The following is a 17,228-nucleotide window of genomic DNA, read 5'->3' as shown; positions in this document are numbered from 1 at the left end:
TGGATGGCAGGCGCACCCGGGGCTAACGAGGGAGCCCAACCAGCAGATGCTGGGCATTGGCCAGGCTGGCGCGCACATCATTTATCGTGTTCGGGTTCAACGTTACGGTGATGTTCAGGCTATTGCGTGTGACCGTGTCATTGGTGTTGATCCGGGTAAATTGCTGGAGCTGACCCTGCCCGACGCTCTGTGAAAGACTGCCCTTGTCCCCCATATCGAGTTGGCTGGTGAGTTTGTTGCCCGATAGCGTTACGCCTTGGCCTTGTGAGGGTACCCAGCCTGCCCCTGGCGCCGACTGCGTTGAGCTATTAGGGTCGCCGGGCCGGATGGTGATGTTAACCAGGTTGCCGGAATTATTGTTATTGCCCCCGATCTGGTTGACCTGGGTGACGCCTTGCACCGTGTTGTTGCTCACGGTCAGCCCGCCTTGAGAGCCTGTTCCACCTGATTGGTTCGATGTCCCGTTCAAGCTATAGGTCGTGATCGTGGGGGTGAAGCGTAGGTTTGGGGTGCCTGCCATGACGACGGCGGTGCCTCGTTGCGTGCCATCCGGCCCCGTCCAGGTCGACGCCATTTCAATGCCAAAGCTCATGATCTTGCCCGCATCGATGTAGCGGCCCCGCAGCGTGTCGAGCGCCTTATCACTGACGTAGGCGAGCTCCCCGAACGCCCCGGCATGCGCGTTGCCGACCCCGCAGAGTGCGACCAGCAAGCCCTGCACCATGAGTAGCCTTCGCATGTCGATCTCCTTCCTTGGTCAGGCGACCCATATCGCCTAGAAAAAGTCACTACGCTGGAAGCCGAATTCCAGCAGCTCGGCAATCGGTACTGGCTGGGCGCGGTTAATCGCATAGCGCGCTGAGATGACTCCCGCGGTGCCCAACAGCGGTGTGTCCCGGCGATAGCCTTTGCCAGCCAGGACCAGCAACACGCCGTTCCATTGTTTCTTGAACGTGTCGGTGGTTACGGTGCGGTTGCCGATGGCCGGGTCGGCCAGATAGACCCAGTCGCTGGTGTAGGATTTCAAGATGACAAAATGCTTGTAGCCGTTGACATCAAGCAGCACGATGGCCGGCAGTTTCAACTGGACCAGGCGGCCGGCGTCGACGAGGAAACCGCTGGCGCGCAGACCGAGACGGTTGGCATAGCGTTTCATGTCCAGCATGGAGAAGCCGTTTTTGCGCACCGTTTCCGGGTCTGAGATGGCCATCATGCCGGCGATGACATCGGCTTCGGTGACCTGGCGGTCGAAGCCATAGCGCAGCAACGTTGCCATGACGGCGGCACCGCAGCTGAAATCGGTTTTCTGCTCAATGATGTTGGTAAAGCGCAGGTCACGCAGACTCTTTACCTGTTTTACCGGCTGATCCATCCCTGTGTAGCCGGGCACAACCATGGTGGCGGAAACGGCCTGTGGGGACTGAGTCAGCCAAGCCAGAACCAGCAAGAGCGGCAGGACGGGTCTTATCATAGTAAATACCCGGCCCCGTTGGCGGGGCCGGGTCCTCCTCAAGATAAGCATCGATCAATCAAAACTACCCCTTATTTCGGTGCTGCGATGGCCAGCAGGTTAGCCTGTTGGTTGCCGATGCCGGAGGCCACGTTCACGCCGATGTTGCCGGAGTTGTGGTTCACCGAGTCTTTCACCGTGGCGCGAGTGTCCAGAGCTCGGTCAATATCGAGGCGAGCGTCAGCGATCACTTGGATGCCACCGGCAGTCGCCGACGACAGCTCTGCCGAGTCGGCGGTGGCGACAGCCAACGCATTACCCTGCTGGTTGAAGGCGCCGGAGCCGACGTTCACGCCGATATTGCCGCTGTTACGCTCGATCGAGTCGTAGACTGCACTGTGGAAGTCGATGTCACCCCAACCCCATTTGGTACCGAGGTTGGTGTCGAGCATCAGCTGAGCGCTGCTAGCGTTCGCGTTAAGCAGCTCGACAGGTTGGTGATTGTCGTTGTCATGGTTAGCCAGAGCGAGCACGTTCTTCTGCTGGTTGCCGATACCGGCGGCGACGTTGACCGCGGTATTGCCCGCGTTGTGGGTAACCGAATCGCGGCTCAGCGTTGCAGTGGCATTGTTGCCGTGGCCCAGGTGCATATAAACGTCACCGATATTTTGCTCGAAGCCTGCGTCGGCAGCGGACACGACGTCATCGTCCCACCGGTTGCGGTGGCGGGTCGAGTTGGTCGCAATGGCCGCTTCGTTGGCCTGCTGGTTCCACGCGCCGGCTGCCACGTTGACGCCGGTGTTGCCGGCGTTGCGCTGCACGCTGTTGCTGACGCTGGCGTGGGCCGGATCTTCGAAGTAGACCGGATCGTCGGCTTCGGCACCCGGCAGCAGTTTCTGCGTATCGCGGGCGACAGCGACGGTGCCTTCATCGGTACGGATCCGCTTGTCGAACTTCACATCGACGTCGACCGTCAGGTCACTTTCCAGCTTGGTGCGGCTGGTGTCCTTGAAGTTGTACGACGGGTCGTTGTCGACCTTGATGTGGTTGTCGAGGTCCAGCGTGGTGCCTGCATGGGCGATCCCATAGATACCGACCAGGGCGCTGAAGATCAACGAGTATTGAAGCGAGCGTTTCATGTTATTTCTCCAGTTGCTTTTTTAAAATCCACACAACAGTAGCGGCTGTGTGGGTTAATGGCCCAGAGTCTGGGCTATTACATTCACCGTCACCGCGTTGACGGTTTGATTCATTACCCCGGCTACCTGATTGACCTGGACAACGCCGGAGGTGTTGTTAAACGCTGTGTCGTCGATATAAACCTTGTTATTGGATTGCTTGTTATCGGTTTTACTGTTTTCTCCACCTGCATTTGTCATGGTTAATGCGGTATTGTCCAAGGTATAGATGCTTCCCTGAATATTGCCAGTATTTTTTTGGTCGATAAAATTGATGTTTGCCTGGTTGCTCATTTGATTAAAGGCGCCGGCGCTTTGGTTAATACCGATGATGCCACGGTTGCCGGAAAAGGCACTGCCATTAATGCTGGCGCTATGCGCTGCACCTTTCATGGTTTCAGCAGCGGTATAGGATTTTTTGTTAAATATTATGGATTGGTCGGCCTCAGTATTCGCCAAACCTCCCTCTCCACCTATAGTCAGGCTGCGCAAGTTGAGCTGCTGATTGCCAATGCCTGCTGCTTGGTTGATCGAAACAACCCCGGCATTATTCTGTCCGCTATTAATAATGGTAGCGGCATCGTCGGCTAGGCAACCTGCTGATAAAACCAGTGCCGGCAAGATAAAAATCAATCGCTTCATGGTATTCTCCGGTCGGTGCTTGCCATGCAGGCACCGCCCCACTGATTCGTTTTCCTGCTGAGTGCTAAAAAATCAGCAAAGCGATTTTGCTTTTCCCCCTCATGCAGTTTTAGAGGGTTGGCTGTTTCGTCACTGAGTTTTATTAACGACGACTTAATGGCCCAAACTGCTGAGCGGCGACATTGCCTGGCTGAGGGTGTTGCTTATGGCCGAGGTTGCCGACGTAATGGTTTGGCCGATGCTGCCCCCGCCTGACCCGCCCATGCTCGCGCCAAGCGGGTTTTGAGATCCGGTGCCGATGCCCATTGCGTTGGTGACCAGCGAGCCGATATTGGCATTGGCCACGCCAGCTGTTCCGCCCGAGGTGCCCGCACTGTTGTTGGCCAGTAGGGACTCATCAAGCATCTGGAGAGCCGCAACATTCTGGGCTGCCGATAAGACGCTCGCCGCCGGAGAGGCTTCCACCACTGTGGGGTGGGTGCTGGGGGGGAAATCCGGGCGATAAGCAATGCGAGTGTCGACCGGCCTTGAGACGATGATCGGCGCCGAATAGTCGTCCGGGCTGGCCGCAGCCAATACCGATTGGCAGAGCGGAACAAGCAACAAGGACGAAACGACGAGCCGGGTTCTGTACTGATTCATCTCAAGCTCCCGCAGAGCATTCTTCCTGCCGCCTCTTATGCATTTGCTATGCCAGCTAGCTGGAGACCTTGTGGGTGAAGGAAGAGGGAAATCGCGGGGAGATGGGAGGGGCGTTTCTGTACAGGTTCTGAGACAGGTTTTGGCGCCAATTAGGTGGTAGTGGCTCTAATGTGCTCCGGCAGGTCGAGCACGGCGGCTGAAGTATGATGTGACGCGGGTTTGCGGGGGCGGACAGTTGGGCAGTTGTGTCTCATCGTTGAGAATCGGGCCTGGGGGGAGTGCCGCTCATGAGGGGCCGTGAGCTGGCCTCGATAAGCATGGTGGGCTGGGCTATAGCGAACACAAGAAGCTGTTTTTACGGCTTTCTTTCATCGCATCGTCACCGTCACAGGAATAAGCCCATGCGCTGTTCGTTTGACCGTTCCGTCATTGCCAGCCGCTCGCGCCGTGCTGGCTGGCGGCCGCTGAGCGATGCCGAATGCGCGCTGGCGTCGCGCGTGTTCGGCGTGTCGCTCGACCCCGAGCGGGTGAGGCTGTATGGGCACGGTTGGCTGAACGTGGCACGGGTGCCGATGGCGCCGTTCGGTCAACTCTATTTCCCGCGTGACTGGTACTGCCGCGACTTCGCGGTGCAGCCCTTGCCTGACTCGGCCGTGGCGTCTGGTCTGCGTCTGTTCAATACCTTCGTCCATGAACTGGTGCATGCCTGGCAGTACCAGAACGGCTGCCCGGTATGTTGGCGAGGCGGGCTGATCGTCGTCACACGGGCGCTTCGGCTGCGCCGCGAGCCGTACCACTACCGACTCGATCCGGCCGCGACGCTGGGTGACTATGGGCTGGAGCAGCAGGCGTCGCTGATCGCCGACTATGTGACGCTAGCCGAGCGCCCGGGCGACCCGCGGCTATGGCAGGTGCTGGTGCGAGACAATGTCAGCCTGTTCGAGGCCGGTACGAGGTACAGCGGGCGAGATGAGTGGCTGGCGCGTTACGAACGGGTGTTGGCGCCATTGCGCGAGACACCGCAGGCATTCTGTGGTCGGGTCGAATGGCTGGGGCGGCTGCGAAGCCGCTGATCATGAGAGGAAAAGCACAAGGGCCGGTCATGTGACCGGCCCTTGGCGTGTCGGAGGCATTGCGGCTCAGACGCTCGGTGCCTGCGAACAGCCGGACACAAGGGCCTTCAGCGCTTCCGGTTGCTCGAGCTTGATGTGCTTGTGATCGACGCTGAGCCAGCCCTGCTGGGCAAATTTCGACAGCGTGCGGCTGACAGTCTCGAGTTTCAGGCCCAGGAAGCTGCCGATCTCTTCGCGGCTCATGCGCAGGATGAAGTCGTTGGCTGAGAAGCCGCGCGACGAGAGGCGGCTCGACAGGTTGAGCAGGAAGGCGGCCAGCCGCTCTTCGGCTTTCATATTGCCAAGCAGCAGCATCACGCTCTGATCGCGCACGATCTCGCGGCTCATCAAGCGGTAAAAGTGGTGCTGCAGGCTAGGGATCTCTCGCCCCAGGCTCTCCATCCGGCTGAACGGCAGCTCGCACACCTCGCTGTCTTCGAGCGCGATCGCATCGCAGCCGTGGACATTGGCCGAAATGCCGTCAAGGCCCATCAGCTCGCCCGACATGTGAAAGCCGGTGACCTGCTCGCGGCCATCCTGGCTTGCGACGCTGGTCTTGAAAAAGCCGGTACGCACCGCGAACAGCGAGCGGAAGCCTTCGCCGCTGCGGAACAGGTACTCGCCGCGTTTCAGGCGGCGGCTTTGTCGGATCACCGCGTCAAGTTGCGACAGCTCCTCGCGGCTCAGACCGACCGGTAGGCACAGCTCCCGCAGACTGCAGTTGGAGCAGGTGACCTTGAGCGAGTGAGGGTGGAAAAGTTGATCATTCATGCCTGAAACCCGTTTAGCCGAGACTAGTTGATGCTGGTCAAGGCGGACAATATGGTGATGCGCGATGGTGTGAGTCTATCGCAAGACTCACCGGATCAGAAAATGACCATCGCCAGCCACCCGTTTTCGCCCGAGCGATTGGAGTTCGACCGCAATCTGATCGAGAAACTCGACGGCGCCGGGCCGCGCTATACCTCGTACCCGACAGCGGATCGCTTTGCACCGACTTTTACTGGGGCCGACTATCGTCACTGGTTGGGGCAACACCGTATCGGTGCCAGTCGCAAAGCAATATCATTATATGCTCATTTACCTTTCTGTAATACCATCTGCTATTACTGCGGCTGCAATAAAGTCATTACCAAAGACAAGTCGCGTGCAGATATCTACCTCGATTATCTGGAAAAAGAGCTGGCGCTGATCGCCGAGGCGCTCGGTGTGCGCGAGACGCTGGCGCAACTGCACTTTGGCGGCGGCACACCGACCTTTCTGTCCGATGCGCAGCTCTCCCGGCTGATGGCGATGCTGCGCCGGCACTTCAACTTCCTGCCCGAGGGCGAGTACTCGATCGAGATCGATCCGCGTAAGGTCAGCCGCTCCACGGTGTTTCACCTGGCGGCGCTGGGCTTCAACCGCATGAGCGTCGGCATCCAGGACTTCGAGCCGGCGGTGCAGCAGGCGGTAAACCGGGTGCAGAGCGAGGCCGAGACGCTTGAGGTCATTCAAGCCGCGCGCGATGCCGGTTTCAAGTCGGTCAGTGTCGACCTGATCTACGGCCTGCCGCGGCAGTCCTGCGGCAGTGTGCGTCGAACCCTGGAGAAGGTGATCGCAGCCGGCCCGGATCGCGTCGCGCTGTACAACTACGCGCACCTGCCGACGCTGTTTAAGCCGCAGCGGCGCATTATCGAGTCCGAACTGCCGAGCGCAGCGGAGAAGCTCGACATCCTGCAGCAGTCGGTGGCGCAGTTGATCGATGCCGGTTACCTGTTTATCGGCATGGACCACTTTGCCAAGCCGGACGACGATCTGGCGGTCGCACTGCGTCAGGGGCGGCTGCAGCGCAACTTTCAGGGCTATTCGACCCACGCCGACTGCGACCTGATTGGCATCGGCGTGTCGGCGATCGGCAAGGTCGGCGCCTGTTACAGCCAGAACGAGAAGGAACTCGATGCCTATTACGCGGCGCTTGACGCCGGGAGGTTGCCGGTGCTGCGCGGCATGACGCTGAGCCAGGACGATATCCTGCGCCGCAGCGTGATCCAGGCGCTGATGTGCCGCTTCGCATTGTCGGTCGAGGCGATCGAGCAGGTATTCGGCATCGACTTCGGCGACTATTTCTCGGTTGAGCTAGAGGCGCTGAGCGAGTTCGAACAGCTCGGGTTGTTAAGCTTCGATGGCGACTTCCTGATGGTGATGCCCAAGGGGCGTTTCCTGATCCGCAACATCGCGATGGTGTTCGACCGCCATCTGCGCGAGAAGCGCACCGAGGCGCGTTACTCGAAGACGATTTGATCGGGCTTCGGTCGGCCCTTTCCGAGGAAAAGGGGGAGGGTCGCCACGAAAACCTTTTTCATTAAAGGGGATCAGCTGCCCGGGCGGTGCTGGTGCAGCCGGATGATCGCCGGGCCGGTCGGCGGGGACGACAGGTCCGCCAGGGTATAGTGCTCGAGTGTGGCGTAGAACGCGTCGCGGCCGGCATCGAGCACGCCTTTGAGCAGGCAGCCGCCGCGTAGCGCACAGGGCGGATCGGAACAGTCGACCAGCGGGCGATCACCTTCCAGAGTGCGGATTAGCTGGTCGAGCCGGTAGGCGGATGGCGGATGCGCCAGTGCGAGACCACCGCCCTTGCCGCGACTGGTCGCCAACCACCCTTGCTGCGCCATGAAGTGCACCACCTTCACCAGATGGTTGCGCGACGCCTCGAACCGCTCGGCGATCTCACTGATGGTCACAGGGGTGTCGCGCTCGCTGAAGGTCAGGTACATCAGCACGCGCAGACCAAGGTCGGTAAAACGGGTCAGCTGCATGGCTAGGTGGTGTTAGTTAGTAGCAGGCAGCATAGCGCGTCGCCGCCGCCCGCTCAATTGCTGTGCATTCGGCGCTGCGCACAAAGCGTGGCAGCGCCGAAGTGTTTCTCGCCGCCAAAGCCGGGTGAAGCAACCCCGGCGAGGCGTGCTGCCCGCAGCGACGACGTGACGGTGAAACGATAGTACACGTCATACGGCAAGGCAGCACAACCACGCGGGAGGAGGACTTACGCCGCAGCCAGCACGTGCGAGCCGAATACCTCGTAGTGGATGCGTTCGGCCGGTACACCCAGTTCCTGCAGCGATGCCAGTTGCGCGCGCATGAAGGGCACCGGGCCGCACAGGTAGTAGTCGGCGTCCGGGACGATCGCGGTTTCGCGGATCGCCGCCAGGTCGATGCGACCCTGGTGTTCATAGTCGACGCCGAGGCGGTCGTCATTGCTGGCGTGCTCGTAGAACACCTGGACGTTCAGCTGCGGGTGGCGTTCGGCCAGGTTGCGAACATGGTCGTTCAACGCGTGTACCTGGCGGTTGCGGGCCGCGTGCACGAAGGCGACACGGCGGGTCGGCTGCTCTTGCACCAGCTGGTTCAGCATCGACACCATCGGCGTCAGACCAACGCCGCCGCTGATCAGCACGACCGGGCTGTCTTTATCGGTGTCGAGCACGAAGTCGCCGAACGGCGGAGCCAGTTCGACCAGCGTGCCTTCCTCGACTTCGTCGTGCATCCAGTTGGAGATCAGGCCATCCGGTCGGCTCGCATCGCCCTGTTCGCGCTTGATCGACAGGCGCAGGTACTCGGGGTTCGGCGCATCCGACAGGCTGTACTGGCGAGGCTGGATCAACGCTCCGCCGGCAGCGCGGCCGCGCACGCTGATGTACTGGCCCGGCACGAAGCTCGGTACCGGCGCACCATCGACCGGGTAGAGGTAGAACGAGGTGATCTCGTCGCTTTCACGCACCTTTCGGCCAACCTTGAACGGGCGCCATCCCGACCAGCCGCCTTCGGCCAGCGCGGCGTTGCGGTACAGCTCGGCTTCGGCCGCGATCAGGATGTCGGCCAGCTGGCCGTAAGCGGCGGCCCAGGCGGCGATCAGCTCGTCGCTGGCGGCGTCGCCGAGTACCTCGCGGATCGAGGCGAGCAGGTGACCGCCGACGATCGGGTAATGCTCGGCGCGGATGCCCAGGCTGGCATGCTTGTGCGCGATACGGCCGACCACCGGTGCCAGCACCGACGGATCGTCGATGTTCTCGGCGTAACCGAGCACCGCCAGCGCCAGCGCAGTCTGCTGCTGGCCGCTAGCTTGGTGGCCTTGGTTGAACAGGTGCTTCAGCTCCGGATTGTGGCGGAACATGCGCTGGTAGAAGTGGCTGGTCAGCGTAACGCCGTGCTCCTTGAGAACCGGCACAGTGGCTTTGACGAGTTGGCGAGTGTTCGCATCGAGCATGCTGGACATCCTTTTGATGTATTAAAAATACATGTTAATCCGCGGACAGCTGACACTGGATCGCACTTTCCGCTCGATCCATGCGGTGCGTACCGCGGTACGCTTTGAAGATGTGCGAATGATACATCTATTGAATCGGGCGACCAAGTGTTTCGTCGCTTTTTCCAAAAAGCGCTAGCAGAAAGGCAACAAGCCGGCGCGTGACAGAATGAAGGCAGTACCTTCGCTGCGACATCGGGCTGGGCCGCGTCAGGCGACCGGTTGGATGCCACAATCCCCCGCCTGTCAGGGGCCTGCGGCTCGCTCGGTACAATGTGGCCAATGATGAAGGGGGGTAGACAACAGCCGGCAGCGACGGCGTATCGGCGGTTTTTCCGGCTGAAACCCAGTTTTCTGACAATCGGGCGATTGGAGCGAGTCTGCCTGTTTCAGGAGCCGCACGTTGGTGTGACGGCTGTTCGAGCATGTGGCTGCCGGTCGTGGATTGTGAGGAGGGCAAAATGCAAAGACGGACGTTTATCCTGACCGCACTGGCATTGAGTGCCACCAGCCTGCTCGGCTGTACCACGACCTCCCATCAGGGGGCGGCCAGCGGCACGCGGCGCGAGATCGATGCCGGTGTCGACAATGCACTGTCGCGGCTCTACAGCAATGTCGGTGGCTCGCGCGAGTTGGTAGGCAAGGCGCGCGGCGTGCTGGTGTTCCCATCGGTGGTCGCTGCGGGCCTGATGGTCGGCGGCGAATACGGTACTGGCTCGCTGCGTGAGGGAGGGCGAACCACGGGCTACTACAGCACTACCTCCGGCTCGTTTGGTCTACAGATCGGTGCGCAGAGCAAAACGGTGATGTTCTTGTTCATGAACCAGGCGGCGCTGAACAAATTCAAGAGCAGCAGCGGCTGGACTGCCGGTGTCGACGCATCGGTGGCAGTGCTGAAGGTCGGTGCCAACGGCAAGGTCGATACTTCGACCGCGACGCAGCCGATAATCGGCTTCGTGATGACCAATGCAGGGCTGATGGCGGATTTGACGCTGGAAGGCACCAAGGTCAGCAAGTTGGATCTCTAGCTTCAGGTGCGGACAACAACAGCATGGCTAGACCGGTGGTTCTACCATGCTTTTCCATCTGGCTGCCACCTTCGGGAGGAGGCACGAACTACATTCGTGCGTAGCGATCTCCCAAGTGCTCTGCCGTAGGCAGGGCCACTAGCATGGCAGGGCAACAATGTGGGAGGGGCGGGCAGCGCTTAGCGCATGACTCGCTCGAGGAGCGCGGTGATCATGGCGACGGCCGGCTCGTTGCAGCCGTGCGGCAGGATCACGTCGGCGTAGTGCTTGGTCGGTTCGACGAACTGCTTGTGCATCGGCCGTACCGTTGCCTGGTATTGTTCCATCACGTTGTCCATCGTGCGGCCGCGTTCCGCGATATCGCGGCTCAAGCGACGGATGAAGCGCACGTCGTCGTCGGTGTCGACGAAGAGCTTCAGCGACATCATCTCGCGCAGCGTCGCGTCGTACAGCGCGAAGATCCCTTCGATCACGATCACCGGAGCGGGAGCCACTGCCACGGTCTGTCCGGCGCGGGTGTGTGCGGCGAAGTCGTAGACCGGCATCTTGATCGTCGCACCGCCGCGCAACGCGCCGATATGCTGGATCAGCAAAGGCCAGTCTAGCGCGTGGGGGTGATCATAGTTGCTGCGCAGCCGCTCCTCGAGTGGCAGCTGCCGCTGGTCGAGGTAATAGTTGTCCTGGACGATGACCGCGACCTTGTCCGTGCCGATCGCCTCGACTACCTTGCGGGTCACCGTGCTCTTACCGCTGCCACTGCCGCCGGCCACGCCGAGGATGAAGGGAGTGCTCATGAAGGCTTCGCCAGAGAAACGCGCCATTCTAATGACCCGTGGCGATTTTGCCATCCGCCAGGGTGGCGGCACGGGGCCGAATTGACCGCGTCAGTGAGGGGGCTCGGCGTGTGCCACCTCTGCAGCGGCTTCGCTGATCCAGCGTTGCATCGCCTTTGTGCCGAGCAGATGGTCGACCCAGGCCTGCGACATCGGTGGCAGCGCGATGTCGTAGGTGACGAAACGGCTGGCGACCGGGGCAAACATCGCATCGACGATGCCGAAGCGACCGAACAGGAACGGTCCGTCGCTGATATGTTTGGCGCGCAACTCCTCCCAGACCGCGATGATGCGGGCGATGTCGCGGTCCACCTGCAGGTTGCTGTCCTCACGCGGGTAACGGCCGCAGACGTCCATCGGCAGATGCTGGCGCAGTGCGGCGAAGCCGGCGTGCATTTCGGCCGCGAGCGAGCGGGCATGGGCGCGTTCGGCCGGGTCTTCCGGCCACAACTGCGCACCGGGAAAGCACTCGTTCAGGTATTCGCAGATCGCCAGCGAGTCCCATATCTTCACGTGGCCGTCGATCAGTACCGGTACCTTGCCGGCGGGGTTGACCGACAGGATCTTCTCCTTGGTGTCAGGCTGATCTAGCCGGATCAGCACCTCGATGAACGGTTCGTCGAGCATCGCCAGGATCAGCCAGGGGCGCAGCGACCAGGACGAGGTGTTCTTGTTGCCGATGATCAGTCTGAACATGAGGGACCCCGCAAGGTTGGCCAAAGGACTGGTTAAGGGTTGGTTTCAGTGTAGTGCTTCGTCATCGCCGCGACCGGCCTGCGTGGCAAAACGACAACGCCCCGCGCGGGGCGGGGCGTTCGGCCAACATTGGGCTGGGACGGGCTTATTCGACTTCGTCGATCCAGGCCTGCTGGATCGCTTCCAGGATCTTCTCGCCGCAGTGCTTCGGGTCGTCGTCGAACTCCGGTAGCGCCAGCACCCAGTCGCGCAGGTCGACGAAGTTGATCCGGGTCGGGTCAACGTCCGGGTGGGTTTCGCTCAGTTCGATGGCGATGTCGAGGCTGTCGGTCCATTTCATGGCGGGGTCTCCTGTCTCGCTCAGTGGTTTTCGCGGGCGAGGTTGATGGTGTAGCGCGGCAGTTCCACGACCAGGTCTTCGGCGGCAACGATCGCCTGGCAGGACAGGCGCGAGTTCGGCTCGAGGCCCCAGGCCTTGTCGAGCATGTCTTCCTCCAGCTCGTCCGCTTCGTTCAGCGACTCGAGGCCCTCGCGCACGATCACGTGACAGGTGGTGCAGGCACAGGACATCTCGCAGGCATGCTCGATTTCGATATCATGATCGAGCAATGCCTGGCAGATGCTCTCGCCGGGCTGGACATCGTCGATGACCGCGCCTTCCGGGCACAGCTCGGGGTGCGGCAGCACGATGATTTGCGGCATGGGGTGACTCCTTACAATTCGCTGATGTTGTGGCCTTTGAGCGCGCGCTGGATGTTGCGATTCATGCGGCGCTCGGCAAACGGGTCGGTGAGGCGCGACAGAGCGGCAGCGGCGTCATTGACGGCACGGGTGCTGTCGCCCTTGATGGCCGCATCGGCCACCGCGAGCGCCGCGTCGATGTCCGCGCGCTCGGCGGCGTCGAGCAGGTCGCCGTCGCTGGCCAGTGCCGAGCGGGTCGCCTCAAGCAGGCTCTCGGCATCGACGATTGCCTCGCGCAGTTTGCGTGCCTCGATGTCTTCCTTCACGTGGCTGAGCGACTCGGTCAGCATCCGGCTGATCTCGTCGTCGGACAGGCCGTACGACGGCTTCACCTCGATATGGGCCTCGACGCCGGACGATTGTTCGCGTGCAGTCACCGACAGCAGACCGTCAGCGTCGACCTGGAAGGTGACGCGGATGCGCGCGGCGCCGGCGACCATCGGCGGGATGCCGTGCAGCACGAAACGAGCCAGCGAACGGCAGTCGGCGACCAGCTCGCGCTCGCCCTGCAGCACATGGATCGCCATCGCGGTCTGGCCGTCCTTGAAGGTGGTGAATTCCTGCGCGCGCGCGGTCGGGATGGTACTGTTGCGCGGGATCACCTTCTCGACCAGGCCACCCATCGTTTCGAGGCCTAGCGACAGGGGAATTACGTCCAGCAGCAGCCAATCGTCGTCGCCCTTGTTGCCCGCGAGCACGTTGGCCTGCATCGCCGCGCCGAGCGCGACCACCTTGTCCGGGTCGAGGTTGGTCAGCGGAGGCTGGCCGAACAATTCGCCGACCGCCTTTTGCACCTGCGGCATGCGGGTGGCACCGCCGACCATCACCACGCCCTTTACGTCATCGACGCTGATCTTGGCGTCGCGCAGCGCCTTGCGCACCGGCAGCAGCGTCTTGTCGACCAGCGTCTTGGTGATCTCGTGGAAGGTCGCCTGGTCGAGCGTCAGGTCGATGCTCTCGCCGTCGGACAGGATCGCTGTGATACGCGTCTCGGTGTGCTCGGTCAGCGCTTCTTTGGCTTCGCGGGCGCGGGTCAGCAACAGGCGGGTATTGTGTGCGCCGAGGCCGGACAGACCCGCTTCGGACAGCATCCAGCAGTAGATGCGGTGGTCGAAGTCGTCGCCGCCCAGTGCCGAGTCGCCGCTGGTCGCCAGCACCTCGAACACACCGCGCGACAGCTTCAGGATCGACACGTCGAACGTGCCGCCGCCGAGGTCGTACACCACGTAGGTGCCTTCCGAGGCGTTGTCGAGGCCGTAGGCGATCGCCGCCGCGGTCGGTTCGTTCAACAGGCGCAGTACGTTCAGCCCGGCCAGCCGCGCCGCGTCCTTGGTCGCTTGGCGCTGCGCGTCGTCGAAATAGGCCGGCACGGTGATCACCGCACCGGTCAGTTCGCCGCCGAGGCTCGCCTCGGCGCGCTCCTTCAGCGTGCGCAGGATGTCGGCCGATACCTCGACCGGGCTCTTTGCGCCGGCGCGGGTCGACAGCTGCAGCATGCCCGGCGCATCGACGAAGTGGTAGGGCAGGCTGCCCGCGTCCGGTAGATCGGCCAGCCCCCGGCCCATGAAGCGTTTCACCGACACGATGGTGTTGTGCGGGTCGTGGCTTTGCTCGGCTTGCGCATTGTGGCCGACCACGGTGCCGGCCTTGCTGTAATGCACGACCGAGGGCAGGAGGGAGCGGCCAAACTCGTCGGGCAGGCAGGTGGCGCTGCCGCTGCGTACGGTGGCGACCAGCGAGTTGGTGGTGCCAAGGTCGATGCCGACCGCCAGACGGTGCTGGTGCGGGGCGGTGGAGAGGCCGGGTTCGGCGATTTGCAGTAATGCCATCGTTTAGTGGTCCCGTGTGTCCTGGCGCGGCAGGGCACTCAAGCAGTAAGCAACAAAGGGGGCGGTAATCCTGAGGCGAGCGGTGAATGGGAGCGGATGGCCTGTCACCGGACGCTGTTCAATACAGCAGCGCTTCGATCGCGTCACCGATTTCCTGGTCGAGCTTTTCCATAAAGCGCCATTTTCGCACCAGCTGAGCGGCGCCGTCCAAGTCCGGATCGGCGCTGTCGAGGGCTTCAGCCAGTTCGGCCTCCAGTGACTTCAGGTCGCCGGCCAGCTCGCGGGCGAGCTTTTCCAACTGCTCGACATGGCTGCCGGCGCGCGCATCGGCAATCGCTTCGCGCCACTCCATCTGTTCCATCAGGAACTCGGCCGGCATGCTGGTGTTGGTTTCTTCCTGAGTGTCGATGCCGGCCAGCTGCAGCAGGTAGCGGGCGCGCGCCAGTGGCTGGCGCAGCGTCTGGTAACCTTCGTTGACCCGGGTCGCGTGCATCAGCGCCAAGCGTCGTTCGCTATCGGGAGCGCTGGCATAACGGTCCGGGTGCACTTCGGCGGCGATCGCGCGATAGGCGGCATCGAGCGCAGCGGCGTCGAGGCCAAAGCGGCGAGGCTGGCCGAACAGGGCAAAGAAGTCCTGCTTGAAATCGAGAGTCATCGTATTCTGGCTAACAAAAACGCGCAGGCTGCGGGCGCTGCGCGTGGTCGACTGGGCGACGCCGGGCGTCTCAGACGTGGAAGCTTTCGCCGCAGCCGCACTCGTTCTTCACGTTCGGGTTGTTGAACTTGAAGCCCTCGTTCAGGCCTTCCTTCGCGTAGTCGAGCTCGGTACCGTCGAGGTAGGCCAGGCTCTTCGCATCGGTGAACACCGTTACGCCAAAGCTCTCGAAGGTCAGATCGTCATCGTGGGCGACGTCGACGAACTCCAGCTTGTACGCCATCCCCGAGCAGCCCGAGGTCTTCACCCCGAGGCGGATGCCCAGGCCCTTGCCGCGGCGGGTCAGAAAGTTGCGGATATGGTCTGCCGCGCGTTCGCTCAGAGTAATTGCCATGATCGAGTCTCTTTGCTACGCCCGGCAGCACTGCCGCCGGGCCGAATACCAGGCGCGGCTTATTCCAGGCCGTGCTTTTTCTTGTAGTCGCTCACTGCCGCCTTGATCGCGTCTTCGGCGAGGATGGAGCAGTGGATCTTCACCGGCGGCAGCGCCAGTTCTTCGGCGATGGCGGTGTTCTTGATCGCGAGGGCCTGGTCGAGCGTCTTGCCCTTCACCCACTCAGTCACCAGCGACGACGAGGCGATCGCCGAACCACAGCCGTAGGTCTTGAACTTGGCGTCTTCGATCACGCCGTCTTCGCCAACCTTGATCTGCAGCTTCATCACATCACCACAGGCCGGCGCGCCGACCATGCCGGTACCGACCGACTCGTCGCCCTTCTCGAAGGCGCCGACGTTGCGGGGGTGTTCGTAGTGGTCGAGGACCTTTTCGCTGTAAGACATGTTTTCTCTCCGATCTCGTAGTGCAGGACCCGGTGGCGCCGCGAGGCACCCCGGTCCCCTTTACTTCATTTTAGTGAGCAGCCCATTGCACGGTGTTGAGGTCGATGCCTTCCTTGAACATCTCCCACAGCGGCGACAGTTCGCGCAGTTTGCCGATCTTGGCACGCATCAGCTCTACCGCGTAGTCGACTTCCTCGACGGTGGTGAAGCGACCGATGGTGAAACGGATCGAGCTGTGCGCCAGTTCATCGTTGCGGCCAAGCGCGCGCAGCACGTACGACGGCTCCAGGCTGGCCGAGGTACAAGCCGAGCCGGACGACACCGCCAGGTCTTTCACTGCCATGATCAGCGACTCGCCTTCGACGAAGTTGAAGCTGACGTTCAGGTTGTGCGGTACGCGCTGGTCGAGGTCGCCATTGATGTACACCTCTTCCATGCCCTTCAGGCCGTTCCACAGGCGGTCGCGCAGCATGCGGATGCGCTCGTTCTCGGTAGCCATCTCCTCGCGGGCGATGCGGAACGCCTCGCCCATGCCGGCGATCTGGTGTGGAGCCAGCGTGCCGGAGCGGAAGCCGCGCTCATGACCGCCGCCGTGCATCTGCGCCTCGAGGCGCACGCGCGGCTTGCGGCGCACGTACAGCGCGCCGATGCCTTTCGGGCCGTAGGTCTTGTGCGCCGACAGGCTCATCAGGTCGACCTTGAGCTTCTCCAGGTCGATTTCGACCTTGCCGGTCGCCTGGGCCGCGTCGACGTGGAAGATCACGCCGTTGGCACGGCAGATCTCGCCCAGTTGAGCGATGTCCTGGATCACGCCGATCTCGTTGTTAACGAACATCACCGACGCGAGGATGGTGTCCGGACGGATCGCCGCCTTGAATTCTTCGATGTCGAGCAGGCCGTTTTCCTGAACGCCGAGGTAAGTCACCTCGAAGCCCTGACGCTCCAGCTCGCGCATCGGGTCGAGCACCGCCTTGTGTTCGGTCTTGACGGTGATCAGATGCTTGCCCTTGCTCTTGTAGAACTGGGCCGCGCCCTTGATCGCCAGGTTGTCCGACTCGGTCGCACCCGAGGTCCAGATGATTTCCTTGGCGTCGCAGTTGAGCAGCTTCGCTACCTCGGCGCGCGCGTTCTCCACCGCCTCCTCGGCTTCCCAACCGAAGCTATGGCTGCGGCTGGCCGGGTTGCCGAACTTTTCGGTCAGGTAGGGAATCATCACCTCGGCGACACGCGGGTCGATCGGGGTGGTGGCGGAGTAATCAAGGTAGATCGGAAGCTTGGGCTGGCTCATTACGGGTTC

Annotated in this window: 20 protein-coding genes; 3 read left to right on the top strand and 17 right to left on the bottom strand. The window is 61.9% G+C overall.

The genetic code is table 11. The annotated features are described in order from the left end of the window. Nucleotides 1-22 precede the first annotated feature (22 nt). From QU481_RS08580 to QU481_RS08560, 5 genes are all read right to left on the bottom strand, one after another. Nucleotides 23-739, bottom strand: a complete 717-nt coding sequence (locus tag QU481_RS08580) for a hypothetical protein (protein WP_289829538.1) — start codon at nucleotides 737-739, stop codon at nucleotides 23-25. A 36-nt stretch (nucleotides 740-775) separates the two neighbouring features. Beyond that, nucleotides 776-1,372 (bottom strand): C39 family peptidase, encoded by a 597-nt coding sequence (locus tag QU481_RS08575; protein WP_289829537.1) that lies wholly within the window; start codon nucleotides 1,370-1,372, stop codon nucleotides 776-778. A gap of 170 nt (nucleotides 1,373-1,542) precedes the next feature. After that, nucleotides 1,543-2,589: a FapB/FapC family functional amyloid domain-containing protein gene (locus QU481_RS08570; protein WP_289829536.1), complete on the bottom strand. Its 1,047-nt coding sequence runs from the start codon at nucleotides 2,587-2,589 to the stop codon at nucleotides 1,543-1,545. 54 nt (nucleotides 2,590-2,643) lie between these two features. Next, the gene (locus QU481_RS08565) at nucleotides 2,644-3,270 is read right to left on the bottom strand and encodes a FapB/FapC family functional amyloid domain-containing protein (protein WP_289829535.1); all 627 of its coding nucleotides are present in this window, start codon (nucleotides 3,268-3,270) and stop codon (nucleotides 2,644-2,646) included. A gap of 153 nt (nucleotides 3,271-3,423) precedes the next feature. Further along, nucleotides 3,424-3,912, bottom strand: a complete 489-nt coding sequence (locus QU481_RS08560; protein ID WP_289829534.1) for a FapA family amyloid fibril periplasmic chaperone — start codon at nucleotides 3,910-3,912, stop codon at nucleotides 3,424-3,426. A 401-nt stretch (nucleotides 3,913-4,313) separates the two neighbouring features. On the opposite strand from QU481_RS08560, the gene QU481_RS08555 reads away from it, so the two are divergent. Continuing rightward, complete coding sequence (locus QU481_RS08555; RefSeq protein ID WP_289829533.1) at nucleotides 4,314-4,985, top strand: hypothetical protein; 672 nt, start codon at nucleotides 4,314-4,316, stop codon at nucleotides 4,983-4,985. A gap of 66 nt (nucleotides 4,986-5,051) precedes the next feature. Here the strand turns inward: QU481_RS08555 and fnr are convergent, their stop codons facing one another. Beyond that, on the bottom strand, nucleotides 5,052-5,795 hold the full coding sequence (gene fnr, locus QU481_RS08550) for a fumarate/nitrate reduction transcriptional regulator Fnr (protein ID WP_289829532.1): 744 nt from the start codon (nucleotides 5,793-5,795) through the stop codon (nucleotides 5,052-5,054). Nucleotides 5,796-5,897: 102 nt separating this feature from the next. Here fnr and hemN point away from each other — a divergent pair, with 102 nt between their 5' ends. Continuing rightward, nucleotides 5,898-7,307 carry an oxygen-independent coproporphyrinogen III oxidase gene (gene hemN, locus QU481_RS08545; protein WP_289829555.1) on the top strand — a complete coding sequence of 470 codons (1,410 nt, stop codon included), beginning with the start codon at nucleotides 5,898-5,900 and terminating at the stop codon, nucleotides 7,305-7,307. A gap of 71 nt (nucleotides 7,308-7,378) precedes the next feature. Here hemN and QU481_RS08540 read toward each other — a convergent pair whose 3' ends face one another. Beyond that, the gene (locus QU481_RS08540) at nucleotides 7,379-7,822 is read right to left on the bottom strand and encodes an RrF2 family transcriptional regulator (protein ID WP_289829531.1); all 444 of its coding nucleotides are present in this window, start codon (nucleotides 7,820-7,822) and stop codon (nucleotides 7,379-7,381) included. A 227-nt stretch (nucleotides 7,823-8,049) separates the two neighbouring features. Then, nucleotides 8,050-9,270 (bottom strand): NO-inducible flavohemoprotein, encoded by a 1,221-nt coding sequence (gene hmpA / locus QU481_RS08535; protein ID WP_289829530.1) that lies wholly within the window; start codon nucleotides 9,268-9,270, stop codon nucleotides 8,050-8,052. Nucleotides 9,271-9,770: 500 nt separating this feature from the next. Here hmpA and QU481_RS08530 point away from each other — a divergent pair, with 500 nt between their 5' ends. Continuing rightward, nucleotides 9,771-10,337, top strand: a complete 567-nt coding sequence (locus QU481_RS08530; RefSeq protein ID WP_289829529.1) for a BPSL1445 family SYLF domain-containing lipoprotein — start codon at nucleotides 9,771-9,773, stop codon at nucleotides 10,335-10,337. 179 nt (nucleotides 10,338-10,516) lie between these two features. Here QU481_RS08530 and udk read toward each other — a convergent pair whose 3' ends face one another. The 9 genes from udk to QU481_RS08485 form a co-directional block, all read right to left on the bottom strand. Further along, nucleotides 10,517-11,131, bottom strand: a complete 615-nt coding sequence (gene udk / locus QU481_RS08525) for a uridine kinase (RefSeq protein ID WP_289829528.1) — start codon at nucleotides 11,129-11,131, stop codon at nucleotides 10,517-10,519. Nucleotides 11,132-11,221: 90 nt separating this feature from the next. Continuing rightward, nucleotides 11,222-11,866, bottom strand: coding sequence for a glutathione S-transferase family protein (locus tag QU481_RS08520; protein WP_289829527.1), 645 nt, complete (start codon nucleotides 11,864-11,866; stop codon nucleotides 11,222-11,224). 145 nt (nucleotides 11,867-12,011) lie between these two features. Continuing rightward, on the bottom strand, nucleotides 12,012-12,206 hold the full coding sequence (gene iscX / locus QU481_RS08515; protein WP_289829526.1) for a Fe-S cluster assembly protein IscX: 195 nt from the start codon (nucleotides 12,204-12,206) through the stop codon (nucleotides 12,012-12,014). Between the two features lie 20 nt (nucleotides 12,207-12,226). Then, complete coding sequence (fdx, locus tag QU481_RS08510; protein WP_289829525.1) at nucleotides 12,227-12,568, bottom strand: ISC system 2Fe-2S type ferredoxin; 342 nt, start codon at nucleotides 12,566-12,568, stop codon at nucleotides 12,227-12,229. Between the two features lie 11 nt (nucleotides 12,569-12,579). Continuing rightward, entirely contained in the window at nucleotides 12,580-14,436 is a 1,857-nt protein-coding gene (hscA, locus tag QU481_RS08505) for a Fe-S protein assembly chaperone HscA (protein WP_289829524.1), read from the bottom strand. Nucleotides 14,437-14,554: 118 nt separating this feature from the next. Beyond that, nucleotides 14,555-15,091, bottom strand: coding sequence for a Fe-S protein assembly co-chaperone HscB (hscB, locus tag QU481_RS08500; RefSeq protein ID WP_289829523.1), 537 nt, complete (start codon nucleotides 15,089-15,091; stop codon nucleotides 14,555-14,557). 70 nt (nucleotides 15,092-15,161) lie between these two features. Beyond that, complete coding sequence (gene iscA / locus QU481_RS08495; RefSeq protein WP_289829522.1) at nucleotides 15,162-15,485, bottom strand: iron-sulfur cluster assembly protein IscA; 324 nt, start codon at nucleotides 15,483-15,485, stop codon at nucleotides 15,162-15,164. 59 nt (nucleotides 15,486-15,544) lie between these two features. Then, on the bottom strand, nucleotides 15,545-15,931 hold the full coding sequence (iscU, locus tag QU481_RS08490) for a Fe-S cluster assembly scaffold IscU (RefSeq protein WP_289829521.1): 387 nt from the start codon (nucleotides 15,929-15,931) through the stop codon (nucleotides 15,545-15,547). Between the two features lie 70 nt (nucleotides 15,932-16,001). Further along, nucleotides 16,002-17,219, bottom strand: coding sequence for an IscS subfamily cysteine desulfurase (locus QU481_RS08485; RefSeq protein ID WP_289829520.1), 1,218 nt, complete (start codon nucleotides 17,217-17,219; stop codon nucleotides 16,002-16,004). Between the last annotated feature and the right edge of the window lie 9 nt (nucleotides 17,220-17,228).

This window comes from Crenobacter oryzisoli (genome assembly GCF_030385785.1).
In the GTDB taxonomy this organism is placed as follows: domain Bacteria; phylum Pseudomonadota; class Gammaproteobacteria; order Burkholderiales; family Chromobacteriaceae; genus Crenobacter_A; species Crenobacter_A oryzisoli.
Note: the sequence above shows the minus strand (reverse complement) of the source record. Positions and strands in the feature narration are given on the sequence as shown.